Origin of the sequence: Caballeronia sp. LZ033, from assembly GCF_031451265.1 — a bacterium.
Lineage (GTDB): Bacteria > Pseudomonadota > Gammaproteobacteria > Burkholderiales > Burkholderiaceae > Caballeronia.
Genome location: NZ_JARUXQ010000002.1, coordinates 268,446 through 282,239, shown reverse-complemented (window position 1 = coordinate 282,239; position 13,794 = coordinate 268,446). Strand labels below are relative to the sequence as shown.

The 13,794-nt window shown below is 64.9% G+C and carries 13 protein-coding genes; 12 read left to right on the top strand and 1 reads right to left on the bottom strand.

The window, feature by feature from the left end; all coding sequences use genetic code 11:
- Window positions 1–29 precede the first annotated feature (29 nt).
- From QCE62_RS16885 to pepE, 11 genes are all read left to right on the top strand, one after another.
- Entirely contained in the window at window positions 30–902 is an 873-nt protein-coding gene (locus tag QCE62_RS16885; RefSeq protein ID WP_309904147.1) for a branched-chain amino acid ABC transporter permease, read from the top strand.
- A complete protein-coding gene (locus QCE62_RS16880) occupies window positions 903–1,802 on the top strand; it encodes a branched-chain amino acid ABC transporter permease (RefSeq protein WP_309920632.1) in 900 nt (299 codons plus the stop codon). It begins immediately after the preceding gene.
- A complete protein-coding gene (locus tag QCE62_RS16875) occupies window positions 1,795–2,547 on the top strand; it encodes an ABC transporter ATP-binding protein (RefSeq protein WP_309920631.1) in 753 nt (250 codons plus the stop codon). Before QCE62_RS16880 ends, QCE62_RS16875 begins: the two co-directional genes overlap by 8 nt.
- Entirely contained in the window at window positions 2,544–3,332 is a 789-nt protein-coding gene (locus QCE62_RS16870; protein WP_309920628.1) for an ABC transporter ATP-binding protein, read from the top strand. The genes QCE62_RS16875 and QCE62_RS16870 overlap by 4 nt, the downstream gene beginning before the upstream one ends.
- A 3-nt stretch (window positions 3,333–3,335) precedes the next feature.
- Complete coding sequence (locus tag QCE62_RS16865; RefSeq protein ID WP_309920626.1) at window positions 3,336–4,970, top strand: AMP-binding protein; 1,635 nt, start codon at window positions 3,336–3,338, stop codon at window positions 4,968–4,970.
- Window positions 4,971–4,987: 17 nt separating this feature from the next.
- Entirely contained in the window at window positions 4,988–5,632 is a 645-nt protein-coding gene (locus tag QCE62_RS16860; RefSeq protein ID WP_309920624.1) for a TetR/AcrR family transcriptional regulator, read from the top strand.
- Window positions 5,629–6,384 carry an enoyl-CoA hydratase/isomerase family protein gene (locus QCE62_RS16855; protein ID WP_309920621.1) on the top strand — a complete coding sequence of 252 codons (756 nt, stop codon included), beginning with the start codon at window positions 5,629–5,631 and terminating at the stop codon, window positions 6,382–6,384. Before QCE62_RS16860 ends, QCE62_RS16855 begins: the two co-directional genes overlap by 4 nt.
- Before the next feature lie 212 nt (window positions 6,385–6,596).
- Window positions 6,597–7,421: an IclR family transcriptional regulator C-terminal domain-containing protein gene (locus QCE62_RS16850; RefSeq protein ID WP_309920618.1), complete on the top strand. Its 825-nt coding sequence runs from the start codon at window positions 6,597–6,599 to the stop codon at window positions 7,419–7,421.
- Window positions 7,422–7,457: 36 nt separating this feature from the next.
- Window positions 7,458–9,077 carry an OPT/YSL family transporter gene (locus QCE62_RS16845; RefSeq protein WP_309920615.1) on the top strand — a complete coding sequence of 540 codons (1,620 nt, stop codon included), beginning with the start codon at window positions 7,458–7,460 and terminating at the stop codon, window positions 9,075–9,077.
- Between the two features lie 45 nt (window positions 9,078–9,122).
- Window positions 9,123–10,061 carry a DUF1177 domain-containing protein gene (locus QCE62_RS16840; RefSeq protein WP_309920611.1) on the top strand — a complete coding sequence of 313 codons (939 nt, stop codon included), beginning with the start codon at window positions 9,123–9,125 and terminating at the stop codon, window positions 10,059–10,061.
- A 52-nt stretch (window positions 10,062–10,113) separates the two neighbouring features.
- The gene (gene pepE / locus QCE62_RS16835) at window positions 10,114–10,830 is read left to right on the top strand and encodes a dipeptidase PepE (RefSeq protein WP_309920608.1); all 717 of its coding nucleotides are present in this window, start codon (window positions 10,114–10,116) and stop codon (window positions 10,828–10,830) included.
- A gap of 755 nt (window positions 10,831–11,585) precedes the next feature.
- On the opposite strand, the gene QCE62_RS16830 is transcribed toward pepE, so the two are convergent.
- Window positions 11,586–12,512: a LysR substrate-binding domain-containing protein gene (locus tag QCE62_RS16830; protein WP_309920604.1), complete on the bottom strand. Its 927-nt coding sequence runs from the start codon at window positions 12,510–12,512 to the stop codon at window positions 11,586–11,588.
- A 109-nt stretch (window positions 12,513–12,621) separates the two neighbouring features.
- Here QCE62_RS16830 and QCE62_RS16825 point away from each other — a divergent pair, with 109 nt between their 5' ends.
- Window positions 12,622–13,716: a tartrate dehydrogenase gene (locus tag QCE62_RS16825; RefSeq protein WP_250491108.1), complete on the top strand. Its 1,095-nt coding sequence runs from the start codon at window positions 12,622–12,624 to the stop codon at window positions 13,714–13,716.
- The last annotated feature ends 78 nt before the right edge of the window (window positions 13,717–13,794 follow it).

Sequence of the window (13,794 nt, the reverse complement as noted above, 5' to 3'; positions counted from 1 at the left end):
GCGCCGCAGTCATCACGAGGAACCGCCCGATGCTCGCGCAACAGATCGTCAACGGGCTGATGCTGGGCAGCGTGTACACGCTGATCGGCATTGGCTACACGCTGGTGTTCGGCGTGCTCAGGATGCTCAATCTCGCGCACGCCTATGTATTCATGGCCGCGCCGTTCATCGTGCTCGGCGCGGTCGAGGCGGGCGTGCCGCCGTTCGTCGCGCTCGCGCTGGGGCTGATCGGCGCCGCGCTGCTCGGGCTCGTGCTGTATCTGCTGGTGTTCCGGCCGATCCCGCGCGAGCACGCGCTCGGCGGCTTTGTCGCGAGCCTGTCGTTCGGCATCGTGCTGCAGGTGATCGCGGTGAATCGCTGGGGCGGGCTCTCGAAGCCGTTTCCCGCGAAGCTCGCGCTGCCCGACTGGTCCATCGGCAACGTCATCCTGTCGGGGATGCAACTCGCGAGTCTCGGCATCGCCGCCGTGCTGATGCTCGCGCTGCTCTACGTGATCCGCCGCACGCGCTTCGGCCGCAACATCCGCGCGATCGCGTTGAATCCCACGGCGGCGGCGCTGCTCGGCGTCGGCGTGCAGCGCGCGGTGATCCTCGTGTTCCTGCTGTCGTCGGGGCTGGCGGGTCTCGCGGGCCTGCTGGTCGCGATGCGCTTCGAATCGATCACGCCCTTCATGGGCGATACCTACGCGATCAAGGCGCTGGCGATCATCATCATCGGCGGCCTGGGCGACGTGCGCGGCGCGATGCTCGCGGGTCTGCTGCTCGGCGTCTGCGAAGTGCTGTTCGCCGCGTATGGCTCGCCGGGATGGTCGGAGGCGTTCATCTGGCTGTTCCTGATCGCCGTGTTCCTGATCAAGCCGTCCGGCATCTTCGGGGCGCGCGTCGAATCGAGGGAGATCTAATTGGACGTTCTTCTTTCCGAGCCGGTGCAGGCGCTGATCTCGATCAACGTGCTCCTCACGCTCAGCCTGCTTTTCCCGTTCGCGGCGGGCGTCTGGTCGCTCGGCCTGCCGGGCTTCATGGCGGTCGGCGCCTACACCGCGTCGTGGCTGACGGTGTCGCACGGGTGGCCCGTGGCCGCCGCCCTCCCGATGGGCGCGCTCGCCGGCGCGCTCGTCACGCTGCCCTTCGCGCTGCTCACGCTGCGCATCCGCGGCATCTATCTCGCCATCGCCACACTCGCGGCGGCCGAGCTGATCCAGTTGTTCTTCTCGCACTACGAGGCCACCGGCGGCGTGATGGGCCTCGCGGGCATCCCGTATCTCGGCGCCGTGCCGATCCTCGCGCTGGCCGTGGCCGCGGCGCTGGTGTCGGGGCTGCTGTTCGCGTCGCGCTTCGGCAAGGCGCTGGTCGCGGTCGGCTCGGACCCGACGGTGGCCGCGTGTCACGGTCTGAACGTGCCCGCGCTGCAATTCACCGCGCTGGCGCTGGGCGGCGCGCTCGCCGGCCTGGCGGGCGGCTGCTTCGCGCATTTCTACAGCTTCATCTCGCCGGCCAACTTCGGCTTCCTGCGCAGCACCGACGTGCTGATGTTCCTGATCGTCGGCGGGCTGACGCCGGCGGGCGCGGTGCTCGGCGCGGCCGTGCTGAGCGCGATCCCGCAGGTCGTGACCTCGCTGGAGAAATGGGCGCCCGCGCTGTATGGCGTGATCGTCATGCTGATGACCATCTACATGCCGCAAGGCCTGCTGCCGCGCCACCGGCTGGGCCGCTGGTTCAAGCCGCGCCGTAACGTGACGCCGCGCCGCGCCGCGAAACGCCTGCCCGTGCCCGTCACCGGACAAGGAGCCGACGATGCTTGAAGTCCAGGCCGTATCGAAGGCATTTCGCGGCATCCATGCGATCGAGGACGTGAGCTTCCGCATCGAGCCGAATTCGATCACCTCGCTGATCGGCCCGAACGGCGCCGGCAAGACGACGATGATCAACGTCATCACCGGCGTGCTCGCGCCGACACGCGGCGCGCTGCTGTTCGCCGGCCAGCCGATTGCCGGACGCCGGCCGCATCAGGTCGCGAGCCTCGGCATCCGGCGCACGTTCCAGACTGTGCGGCTGTTCGACAAGCTGACCGTGCGCGAGAACCTGACGGTCGGCGGCTACCGGCAGTTGTCGGGGCGGCGCTGGCTGCACCGCTTTCTGCCGATGAACCTCGGCGACGCCGCCGGCCGCCGCCGCGCCGACGAAGTCCTCGCGATGTTCGACCTCACCGCGCTCGCCGACGAGATCGCCACCGACCTGCCCTACGGCACGCAACGCCGCGTGGAGCTGGCGCGCGCCTTGATGGGCCGGCCGCGTTTCGCGCTGCTCGACGAACCGGCCGCCGGCATGAACGAAAAGGAAACGGCGCAGCTCGTGCGCGACGTGCGGCGCATCCGCGACGAAGGCGTGACGGTGCTGCTGGTCGAGCACGACATGTCGATGGTGATGAGCGTGTCCGACAAGGTCGTCGTGCTGAACTTCGGCCGGAAGATCGCCGAGGGCACGCCCGCCGAGGTGCAGCGCAATCCGGACGTGATCGCGTCCTATCTCGGGAGCGACGACGAATGAACATACGGGATACCGCCGTCGAGCGCACCCCGCCGTCCGTCGCGCCGGCGCTTCATGTGGAGAACCTGAGCGTGGGTTATGGCCGCTCGCTCGTGCTCGACCAGTTCAGCTTCAGCGTGAATCCGGGCGAGGTGCTGGCGGTCGTGGGACCGAACGGCGCGGGCAAGTCCACGCTGCTCAAGGCCATTTCCGGCTGCCTGCGGCCGCGTTCGGGCCGCGTGCGGTTCGGCGTGGACGAACTGACCGGGCTTTCGCCCGACCGCATTGCGCGCCTCGGCGTGCTGCACGTGCCGGAGACGCGCGACATCTTCGGCGGCATGACGGTGTTCGAGAACCTGCAAGTGGCCTTCGACAATCTCAACGAGCCGTCGAATTCACGGCATGCCTTCGACGAAGTGTTCGACCTGTTTCCGCTGCTCGCCACGCGCCGCGACGAAGCCGCCGGCAATCTCTCGGGCGGACAGCAGCAGATGCTGGCGATCGCCCGCGCGCTGCTCGGCCGGCCGCGTTTGCTGATGCTCGACGAGCCTTCTCTCGGGCTGGCGCGCATCGTGTTCCGCGAGATCTACGCGACGCTCGAACGGCTGCGCCGCACGGGCTTGAGCGTGCTGCTGGTGGAACAGAACGCATCGATGGCGGTGAAGTTCGCGGATTCGGCGATCGTGCTGGTGAACGGCGAGATCGCGCTGCGCGGCCGCCGCGATGAACTCATGCAGAACGAAGCGCTCGTGCAGCACTATCTGGGCGGCCGCCCCGACATCCACGCGACAGCAGGAGACGACTAGACCATGGACTGGACCACGTTCACGCTCGGCGAGGCGCTGGCGCGCCATGCGAGCGACCGCCCGGACGCGCTTGCCGTCATCGACGGTGCGGAACGCCTGAGCTACGCCGAGCTGCACCGCCGCGCCGACGCCATTGCGCACGGCCTGCGCGACCTCGGCATTGCACGCGGCGATCATGTCGCGGTGTGGCTCACGAACTGCGCGGAATGGATTGCGTGCTGGGTGGCGTGCGCGCGCATCGGCGCGGTCGTGGTGCCGATCAACACGCGCTTCAAGACCGACGAAGTGCGCTACATCCTGAAGCAGTCCGACGCCCGCGCGCTGGTGCTGATGGACCATTACTGGAACATCGACTTTCTCGGCATGGCGCGCGAGATCGTGCCGGGTCTGAGCGGCATGACGCCCGGCCGGCTGCATGACGAAGACCTGCCGATGCTGCACTCGCTGATCGTCTGGAAAGATGCCGAGGCGCCCGGCTGCTTCACGCTCGACCGGCTCGCGGCGCACGGCGCAGCGCTTCAGGCAGCGGGCGCGGCGCTGCCCGAAGTGCATCCGGAAGACCCCATCGTGATCGTCTATACGTCGGGCACGACGGGGCATCCGAAAGGCGCGATGCACTCGCACATCCTGCTGCGCAACGCCAACAATCAGGCGCGCTGCATGCGGATCGGCCAGGACGATATCCTGCTCGGCCACATGCCCTTCTATCACGTGGCCGGCTGCGTGGCGCAAGTGGCGCTGACGCTGGTGACGGGCAACGCCATCGTGCCGGTGCCGCACTGGGTCGCCGATGACGTGCTCGACCTCATCGAGCGCGAGCGCGTGACCATCTTCGGCGGCATCCCCACGCACTTCATCGACTGCCTCGATGCCTTGCGCAAGAAGCCTCGCGACCTGCGCTCGCTGAAGTCTGCGTGGATCGGCGGCGCGCCGGTCACGCCGGAGATTGCGCTCGCCGCACGCGAGGCGCTGACGATCGAAGGATTGCAGTGCACCTATGGCATGACCGAGACCACCGCGTGCACCGCGCTCAGCGAGTGGGATGCGCCGCTGGAGGTCCTATGCGACAATAAAGGCAAGCCCATCGGCGACTTCGAACTATCCATCCGCGACCCGCAAGGCCGCGAAATGCCGGTGAATCGTGAAGGCGAACTCTGGGTGCGCGGCCATATCGTCATGCTCGGTTACTACCGCAATCCCCAGGCAACCGCCGAAGTCATGACGCCCGACGGCTGGTTCCGCACCGGCGACCTCGGCCTGTTCGACGAAGAGGGTTACCTCAAGATCACGGGCCGGCTCAAGGAAATGTTTATCGTCGGCGGTTCGAACGCGTATCCGGCAGAGATCGAGCGCATGTTGCAGAGCCATCCGAAGGTCAAGCAGGTTGTCGTGGTCGGCGTGCCCGATCAGCGGCTCGGCGAAGTCGGCTTTGCGTTCGTGCAGTTGCACGAAGCGCTGGGCCATGACGAAGACGAGGCGCAGCAAGCGCTCATCGAGTATTGCCGCTCGCACATGGCTGACTACAAGGTGCCGCGCCGTATCTGTTTCGTCGATGAATTTCCGCGCACGCCTACCGGCAAGATCCAGCGCTTCCTGCTGGCCCGCGAGGCACGCGCGCCTGCCCAGGTTCAGTCCTAGCCGCATCATTACCTTCCATGCTGACATCGTCCGATACGCCACCCACCGGCTCGCAGAACATGCGCGAGCAATTGCGCAGCTTCAAGAAGGAACGCATTCTCGAAGTGGCGCGGCAGCTCTTCTTCGAGCGCGGCTTCAAGGGCACGAGCCTCGAAGCCATCGCCGACGCCATGGAAGTCACCAAGCCCTTCGTCTACGGGATCTACGACAAGAAGACCGACATCCTCTTCGACATCGTGCTGCGCAACATCACGCTCGCGCTCGATGCCGTGAACGAATCGCTGCATGGCGAAGGCAGCGCGAGCGAACGTCTGGCGCAGGTCGCGCGCAAGCTCACGCTGATCTGTATCGAACATCGGGAGTCGGTGACCATCTTCTTCCGCGAAGAAAGCTCGCTCGACCCCGAGCACCTGCAAGTGATGAACGAGCGCAAGGGCGCGTTCGACGACGCGCTGGCGTCGCTGCTCGACATCGGCGTGAAGAGCGGCGAATTCCAACTCGACGACACGCGCACCGCCACGCTGGCGATCGGCGGCATGCTGAGCTGGACCTATAGCTGGTATCGGCCGACGGGACGACTGAGCGTCGAGGAACTGACCGATCACATGGCCCGCTATGCCCTGCGCATCGCGGGCGCGCAACCGGAGCCGCCTGCACGATGAGCATCGAGGTCACGCGTCCAGAAGCCGGCATTGCACTCGTCACCATCGGCAACGAAGCGCGCCGCAATGCGCTCGCGCCGGACGACTTCATCGCGCTGGGCGAGACCTGGCCGCGCCTGGCCGATGACCCCGAAGTGCGCTGCGCGGTCGTCACCGGCCGCGGCACACAGGCGTTCTGTTCCGGCGCGCAGCTGGGCGCGGACTTCTCGGGCATCGCCGAGGTGGACGACATGGTGTGCCGCGCGCTGCTGAAGACCGTGTTCTTCCCGAAGCCGCTGGTGGCGGCCGTCAACGGTCATTGTGTGGCGGGCGGCTTCGAACTGATGATGGCGAGCGATATCCGCATCGCCAGCGAAGACGCCCGGCTCGGCCTGCCGGAAGTGCACTGGGGCATCGTGCCTTCGGGGGGCGGCGCGATGAAGCTGATCGAACAGATCGGCCATGCGCGCGCGATGGAACTGCTGCTGACCGCCGAACTCATCTCCGCGGAGCAGGCGCGGGAATACGGCATCGTCAATCGCGTGGTGCCCGCTAATGCCGTGCTGGAGACCGCGCTCGCGCTGGCCCGGCGGATCGCGGGCAACAGCCCGATGGCCGTGCGCTTCACCAAGGAATCCGCGCAGCTGCGGCGCGCCTCCGACTGGCAGACGCTCGAAGCAGCGGAACGCCGTCGGGTTGCCGACATGCGGTCGAGCGCCGACGCGCGCATCGGCGTTGACGCGTTTCTCGCCAAACAGACGCCGGTGTATTGAACACCGGACGCTCTCCTCTCCGTTTCCGCACAGCGACTCTGACGGCCCGTTTCCGGGTCTGAAAGAACGAACGTCGCAGTTTCTGAAAAGCAGGACCAATTCACACAAAACACTCTTGTGCCGCTTCTCGCCGCGCGTGTCCTTCGCTACGATAAATCAAGCGCTGGAACCCGGTTCCAAAAAACGGAACCACAATAAGGAGAGCGAGCCACATGAGCATCCTGGACACAGCCACGACCGTCATGCGCTTCATGGCGCGGCATCAGCGGGAAGTCTGGATGATCGACCTCGTCGATCACCTCGACATGCCGAAGAGTTCGGCATCGCGCGTGCTCAAGCAGATGACCGACTGCGGTCTGCTCGAACGCGACAAGCATTCGCTGGCCTACCGGCCGTCCATGCTGCTGCTCGAACTGAGCCATCTCGTGCGCTCGGCGAGTCCGCTCATCGTCATGTGCGCGCAGGCACTCGAAACGCTCAGCGCACGCTATGGCCACACCGGCTACATCTCGGTGCTGGAAGGCAATGACGTCGTGGTATTGCGCGTGCAGCCCGGCTCGCTGGCCTTCCGCGCAACGACGCATCCGGGTCATCGTTCGGCATCGTGGGCGACGTCCACGGGCCGCGCGCTGCTGGCCCGGGAATCCGACCACGCCATCCGCGCGCGTTTTGCGGCCGGACTGCGGCCCGGCAACACGCCGCCCGCTGCCGGCCTTGCCAACATCCGCGCCGCGGTGGACGACGCGTACGCCCCGGCGCACGGCCCCGCCACGCTCGACGCGTTGCTCGAGGAGATCGCCGTGACCCGCACGCGTGGCTATGCGCTCGCGGAGAACGAAGCGCTGTACGGCGTGTGCTCGCTGGGCTGCGCGGTCGCGGATCCATCGAGCGGCGAATGCCTCGCGTTCTGCCTGAGCTTCCCGGCGGGAACACGGGACTACGCCGCGCTCGCTGAACTCGGCCAGGCGCTGCTCGAACAGGCGCGCACCATCGGCCGATCGCTCGGCGATCCGTTCTGGGTCGACGCCGAAAGATAAACGCACCTCCACGCGCACCGCAAACACGAACACGTCATGCATGGATCCCAATTACCCGAACACCGTCCGCCCAGCACAACGGCATCCTTCATCCAGACCGCGCCCTGCGCGTCGCAGAGGCATCCCTCGGCGCTAAACCCGTCCACGCTGCTGTTGCTCGCGGTGCTGGGCGTGATCGGCGCGATCATCGGGATCGAGTTGCTGGTGCGGGTGGGCGTGACGCCGAATACGTCCATCGTCGGCGCGCTGGCCGCGATGATCTGCGCGCGCGTGCCCCTGCGCTGGTTTCGCGCGTATCGCTCGGTGCATGTGCAGAATCTCGCGCAGAGCGCCATCTCCGCCGCCACGTTCGGGGCGGCCAACAGCCTGCTGCTGCCCATTGCCATTCCGTTCCTGTTCGGCCGGGAAGATCTCATCGTGCCGATGTTCGCGGGTGTCGCCCTCGGCATGCTGCTCGACGGGTACATGCTGTACCGGCTCTTCAACACCAGCGTGTTTCCCGCGTCCGGCGCGTGGCCGCATGGCGTCGCGGCGGCGGAAGCCATCAAGGCCGGCGACCAGGGCGGCAGGCAGGCGCGTCTGCTCGGCGCCGGCATCGTGATGGGGCTGACCGGCTCTTGGCTCGGCATTCCGATGTCCGCGTTCGGCACGGCGTTCATCGGCAATGTGTGGGCGCTCGGCATGCTGGGCATCGGTCTCCTGCTTCGCGGCTATGCGACGCCGCTGTTTCACTTCGACATCAGCAAGGCCCTCATTCCGCACGGCATGATGATCGGCGCGGGGCTCGTCGCGCTGATCCAGGTCGGCGTGCTCGTGCTGCGCGACCGGAATCCTCCGGCCCGCGCGACGCGCACACCGGCGATTGCGAGTTCGCTGCGCTTCGGCGGGATCGCCTACCTCGGGCTCGCGGCGCTCGTCGCGCTATTGAGCGGACTGTGGGGCGAGATGTCGCCGGGCATGCTGGCGGCGTTCGTGCTGTATGCGGCAGCGGCCGCGTTTGCGCATGAACTGATCGTCGGCATCGCGGCCATGCACTCGGGCTGGTTCCCGGCCTTCGCCGTGGCGCTCATCACGCTGTTGATCGGCATGCTGATCGGTTTTCCGGCGGTGTCGCTGGTGATGTTGTGCGGGTTTTCCGCCGCGACCGGGCCGGCCTTCGCCGACATGGGCTACGACCTGAAGGCAGGCTTCATCCTGCGCGGCCACGGCCAGGATCCGGCGTTCGAACTCGCCGGGCGACGCCAGCAATTGATCGCCGCGATGCTCGCGTTCGTCATCGCGATTCCGGTCGTGCTGCTCGCGTATCGCGGACTCTTTGCGAAAGGGCTGATTCCGCCTGTGGCGCGCGTGTATGTCTCGACCATTCAGGCGGGCGTCGCGCCCGGCATCCTCCATGCGCTGCTCGTGTGGGCGGTGGCCGGTGCGGCGCTCCAGTGGGCCGGCGGACCGAAGCGCCAGCTTGGCGTGCTGTTCGCGACAGGCCTGCTGATCGCGAGTCCATTCGCGGGCTGGGCGTTGATGGTGGGGATCGGCATGCGCCTCGTGATCGGACGCCTCAGACCCGGCGCGAAGAGCCGCATGGAAGTGTTCGCGGCGGGCGTGATCGCGGCGGACGCGCTGACCGGTTTCTGCGGCTCGCTCATCAAGTCGCGCTGATTCATTCAGCTTTTTGGTTGCATTGCCGACACGGAGAAATCCTCTATGAGCCTCGCGCAGACCCTGCAGGTTTTTGAAGCCTTCGACAGCCGTTACGCTAGCGGCCAGACCGTGATTGACATGCTCGCGCCGTTCGCAGATGTCGGCGTGAGTGTGGAGGTGCTCGAACTGAACAGCCCGAAAGGCACGACCGACTTCGTGCGGATCGGCATTCCCGGCGAGCGCGGCAAGCATAGCGGCGGCCTGGCGAAGACGCTTGGCGTCGTCGGGCGACTGGGCGGGATTGGGGCGCGGCCGTCGCGCATCGGCATGGTGTCGGACGCTGATGGCGCCATCGCGACTGTCGCTACCGCGCTCAAGCTCGCGCAGATGCGCCGCAACGGCGACCCGCTGCCGGGCGACGTCGTGCTGACGACGCATGTCTGCCCGACCGCGCCCACACGGCCGCACGATCCGGTCGAATTCATGGACACTCCCGTGGAAACCGATCGCCTTCTGGCGCATGAAGTCCGGGGCGAAATGGACGCCGTGCTGTCGCTCGATACGACCAAGGGCAACCGCGTCATCAATCACAGCGGCTATGCCCTCTCGCCGACGGTGAAGGAAGGCTATATCCTGCGTGTCTCGGAAGACCTGCTGCGCATCATGGAGACGACGAGCGGTAAACCTGCAATCACCTTTCCCGTGACGACGCAGGACATCACGCCCTACGATAACGGCGTGCATCATATAAACAGCATCATGCAGCCATCCACTGCGACAAGTGCGCCGGTTGTCGGCGTCGCGCTCACGACGCAAGTTGCCGTGCCCGGCTGTGGTACGGGAGCGAGCCACGAAACGGATATTGCGCTGGTGGTGAAGTTCGCGGTGGAGGTTGCCAAGGAGTTCGGGAAAGGCACGTGTTCGTTCTACGATGAAGTGGACTATGCGCGTCTGCTTGAACTTTATGGGTCGCTCGTGCATCTCACGGGGCGGCGCGGGTGATGGCTCTTTCATGCGCTGATTGCGCGACTTGTTCCGGATCCGGAGACTTTTGATGAACGCGCTTTTGCTGAGTAATTCCAGAAGTCCCGATGGCGCTTATCTCGTTCATGCGCTGGACGCGATTCGCGCACTTACGCCGAGCCAGGCGCAGACCACGACGCAGGCTCTGTTTGTGCCGTTCGCAGGGGTGACGATGAGTTGGGACGAATACACGGACACCGTCGCCGCCGCGCTGGCGCCGGCCAACATCGCGCTGCGTTCCGTGCATGGTTTTGCGAATGATGCTGACGCGCAGGCCGCTGTTGCTCAGGCGGAATTGATTGTGGTGGGCGGTGGGAACACTTTTCAATTGCTCGCGCAGTGTCGAGCGCGGGGTTTGCTTCAGGCGATCCGTGAGGCGGTGCAAGGCGGCACGCGCTATCTCGGCTGGAGCGCCGGCGCGAACCTCGCATGTCCCACTATCTGCACGACCAATGACATGCCTATTGTCGATCCTCGTGGCCTCGATGCGCTCGGGCTGATTGGTTTTCAGATCAACCCGCATTACACCAACGCGTTGCCGCAAGGACATCAGGGAGAGACGCGCGATCAACGTATAGAAGAGTTTCTTGTGGCTAATCGGGAAGCGAAAGTGCTTGGGTTGCCGGAAGGGGATTGGCTCGAGGTGACGTCTGCTGCTATTACCTTGCGCGGTCCGCATGATGCAAGGTTTTTCTCGCATGGGGCAGCGCCGATTGTGATGGCGCCTGGGGCGATTTTGGCTGGCTGAAGGCGGTGGCTCGCGCGGGTTGTTTTGCCCTGGATGTGCGGCATTAATTACCCAAAGCTGGACGTAATCTCCAGTTGCTAGCATGGCGCCTCTTCCACTCAATAAACCCTTAACCCATGAAGAAAGCAGTCATCGCCGTACTCGCCTCCGGCTTCGCATTCCTGTCCGTCGCCCCCGCCTTCGCAGCCCCGCCCCATCATCATGTCGTGTGCCATAAGGTACGCGTGCATCATCATTGGGAGCGGCGCTGTCATTGAGCCCTGGTTGATTTGTGGGGAAGCGCCTGGGGGTTCGGGCGCTGGTTGGTTGCGGTTGGGGCGGAGCCCAGGATTATGTGATGGTCGTGCTTTGGGTTTCGAGTTTTGCCCCGGCGGTCAGCTCTGAATCGCCGGATCAACTCTCACTGAATCATCTCGACTTTTTGCACGATTCACAGCGCTTCGCCTGGATTTGCTAGGTGGAGGTCGCGAGAGGGTTGGCTTTTGAGTCCTCTCGGCCGTTCGACGGTCGGTGCGTTGGTGCCTTTTGACCGCGTGCGACGGTTATTAGCTCGCAGCCCGTCGGGGCGTTATTCGGCCATTGCGGACGCTCGACGAGGCGGCTCTGAACGTCCGCAACATTGCGGCTTGCCGACGGCGGCGGCGCCGCAGCGGCATGGTCACGTGCAGGATCCGCGAGCCTACACTTTCGACCCGTTGCAGACGGTCATAGGCTCGCCGAGAAGGTCCGCTTTCAATACCGTGCTGCCGATGCCGTTACCCGGGTTCGTGCGCTTCGTCACGAAGATCCTGCGCAATAAAATCGACAAACGCGCGGATTCGATTTGACATCTGATGTCGTTGCGAATACACGGCGAATATATCGGCGTTCGGCGTATCGTGATCGGGTAGCACGACGACCAAAGAACCGTCAGCCAGATAATGTTTGATGTCCCACTCGGCCCGCATCAGGATGCCGTGTCCTTCAAGAGCCCACTTTACGGCGATCTCTCCATCGTTCGTTGTCAGCGTGCCATTGATACGCACAGCCTCGGTTTTGCGCGACGACCCCCTTCCCGAAATCAGACGCCACACGCCATAGGCTTCGTCGCCCTGACGGATGCCAATGCAGTTGTGTCGCGTCAGGTCGTGCGCGGTCACCGGCATCCCCCGTGATGCGATGTACGAAGGTGCGGCACACAGCAAGCGCCGGTTCGCCGCAAGACGGCGCGCGACCACGCGCATATCGGGCGGCTCGCCGAAGCGGATGCAGACGTCAAATGCATCGTCTGTCAGCGGCGGAGGCGTGACGGACAGTTGAAGTTGCACCGACACCTGCGGATATGTCGCGACGAAGCGCGAAATCGCGGGCGCTACATGACTGCGCCCAAAACCGAGCGTCGCGTTCACCCGCAGAAGTCCCTTTGGACTTTTCTTCGCGGTACCCAGCAGTTCGGCCAGTTCGTCAATCTCGTCGAGGATTCGACGTGCGTGCTCAAGGTACAACTCGCCCTCTGGCGTGAGCATCATCCGGCGCGTCGTGCGGTTGATGAGGGCAACGCCCGCACGACTCTCCATCTGGGTTAAATGCTTGCTGACGGCCGCTGGCGTCAGGCCAAGTTCCCGTGCCGCCGCGCTCAGACTGCCTGACGCGGCGAGGGTCGAGAAGAAACTCAGATCGGATGGCTGGACGGTGTCGAGCATGGCCTACACTTATGAATCCAAGTTAAAGATACTTTGAGTTTAGCACCGGTTTTTGTGTCTGGAGATGGGTAAAGTTCATTCACACCCACAACACCTGAAGGACGGAGACATGAAGACCTATCGCATCGCAACCATCCCCGGCGACGGCATCGGCAAGGAAGTCGTGCCCGCAGGCGCACAGGTGCTCCAGGCACTCGCAAAGACGACGAAGTCGTTCGCATTTGAGTTCGAAAACTTCGACTGGGGCGGCGACTACTACCGCCAGCATGGCGTCATGATGCCCGACGACGGCCTCGACTCGATCCGCGACAAGGACGCGATCCTGTTCGGCTCGGCCGGTGACCCGGACATTCCGGACCACATTACGTTGTGGGGTCTGCGTCTCAAGATCTGCCAGGGCCTCGATCAATATGCCAACGTCCGTCCGACCCGCATCCTGCCGGGCATCGACGGGCCGCTCAAGCGCTGCAAACCGGAAGACCTGAACTGGGTCATCGTCCGCGAAAATTCGGAAGGCGAATATTCCGGCGTAGGCGGCCGCGTCCATCAGGGACATCCAATTGAAGCGGCAACCGATGTGTCGATCCTGACCCGCGCTGGCGTCGAGCGCATCATGCGTTTCGCATTCCGTCTCGCGCAATCGCGACCACGAAAACTGTTGACCGTCATCACGAAGAGCAACGCGCAACGGCACGCAATGGTGATGTGGGACGAGATCGCACTCGAAATCTCGAAGGAATTTCCGGACGTCACATGGGACAAGGAACTGGTGGACGCATCGACGGCCCGCATGATCAACCGCCCCGCGACACTCGACACGATCGTCGCTACCAACCTGCATGCCGACATTCTCAGTGACCTCGCCGCTGCACTCGCCGGCAGCCTCGGCATCGCGCCGACTGGCAATATCGATCCGGAGCGACGCTATCCGTCCATGTTTGAGCCGATCCATGGCTCGGCGTTTGACATCATGGGTAAGGGGCTGGCAAATCCGGTCGGCACCTTCTGGTCCGTCGTCATGTTGCTCGAGCACCTTGGCGAAGGCGACGCTGCCAAGCGCGTGATGCAGGCAGTCGAGGCGGTCACCGCCGACACGTCCTTGCATACGCGTGATCTCGGCGGCACAGCCACGACGGCGCAAGTGACGGCCGCTGTTTGTTCGCTGATCGAGAAAGCTGCCGTCCCTGGCGCCAACGCCGCGTAAGCACGAACACATCCGCGTACTGGCAAACCCCGCGCCGCGAGCCCACCCGCCGGTGGGCTCGGTCGAAAAGCAGGGACT

Excerpts from the sequence above, each read along its gene's own strand:
- QCE62_RS16885 (WP_309904147.1), top strand. The coding sequence starts at position 30 with ATGCTCGCGCAACAGATCGTCAACGGGCTGATGCTGGGCAGCGTGTAC.
- QCE62_RS16875 (WP_309920631.1), top strand. The coding sequence starts at position 1,795 with ATGCTTGAAGTCCAGGCCGTATCGAAGGCATTTCGCGGCATCCATGCG.
- QCE62_RS16870 (WP_309920628.1), top strand. The coding sequence starts at position 2,544 with ATGAACATACGGGATACCGCCGTCGAGCGCACCCCGCCGTCCGTCGCG.
- QCE62_RS16865 (WP_309920626.1), top strand. The coding sequence starts at position 3,336 with ATGGACTGGACCACGTTCACGCTCGGCGAGGCGCTGGCGCGCCATGCG.
- QCE62_RS16860 (WP_309920624.1), top strand. The coding sequence starts at position 4,988 with ATGCTGACATCGTCCGATACGCCACCCACCGGCTCGCAGAACATGCGC.
- QCE62_RS16855 (WP_309920621.1), top strand. The coding sequence starts at position 5,629 with ATGAGCATCGAGGTCACGCGTCCAGAAGCCGGCATTGCACTCGTCACC.
- QCE62_RS16850 (WP_309920618.1), top strand. The coding sequence starts at position 6,597 with ATGAGCATCCTGGACACAGCCACGACCGTCATGCGCTTCATGGCGCGG.
- QCE62_RS16845 (WP_309920615.1), top strand. The coding sequence starts at position 7,458 with ATGCATGGATCCCAATTACCCGAACACCGTCCGCCCAGCACAACGGCA.
- QCE62_RS16840 (WP_309920611.1), top strand. The coding sequence starts at position 9,123 with ATGAGCCTCGCGCAGACCCTGCAGGTTTTTGAAGCCTTCGACAGCCGT.
- pepE (WP_309920608.1), top strand. The coding sequence starts at position 10,114 with ATGAACGCGCTTTTGCTGAGTAATTCCAGAAGTCCCGATGGCGCTTAT.
- QCE62_RS16830 (WP_309920604.1), bottom strand. The coding sequence starts at position 12,512 with ATGCTCGACACCGTCCAGCCATCCGATCTGAGTTTCTTCTCGACCCTC.
- QCE62_RS16825 (WP_250491108.1), top strand. The coding sequence starts at position 12,622 with ATGAAGACCTATCGCATCGCAACCATCCCCGGCGACGGCATCGGCAAG.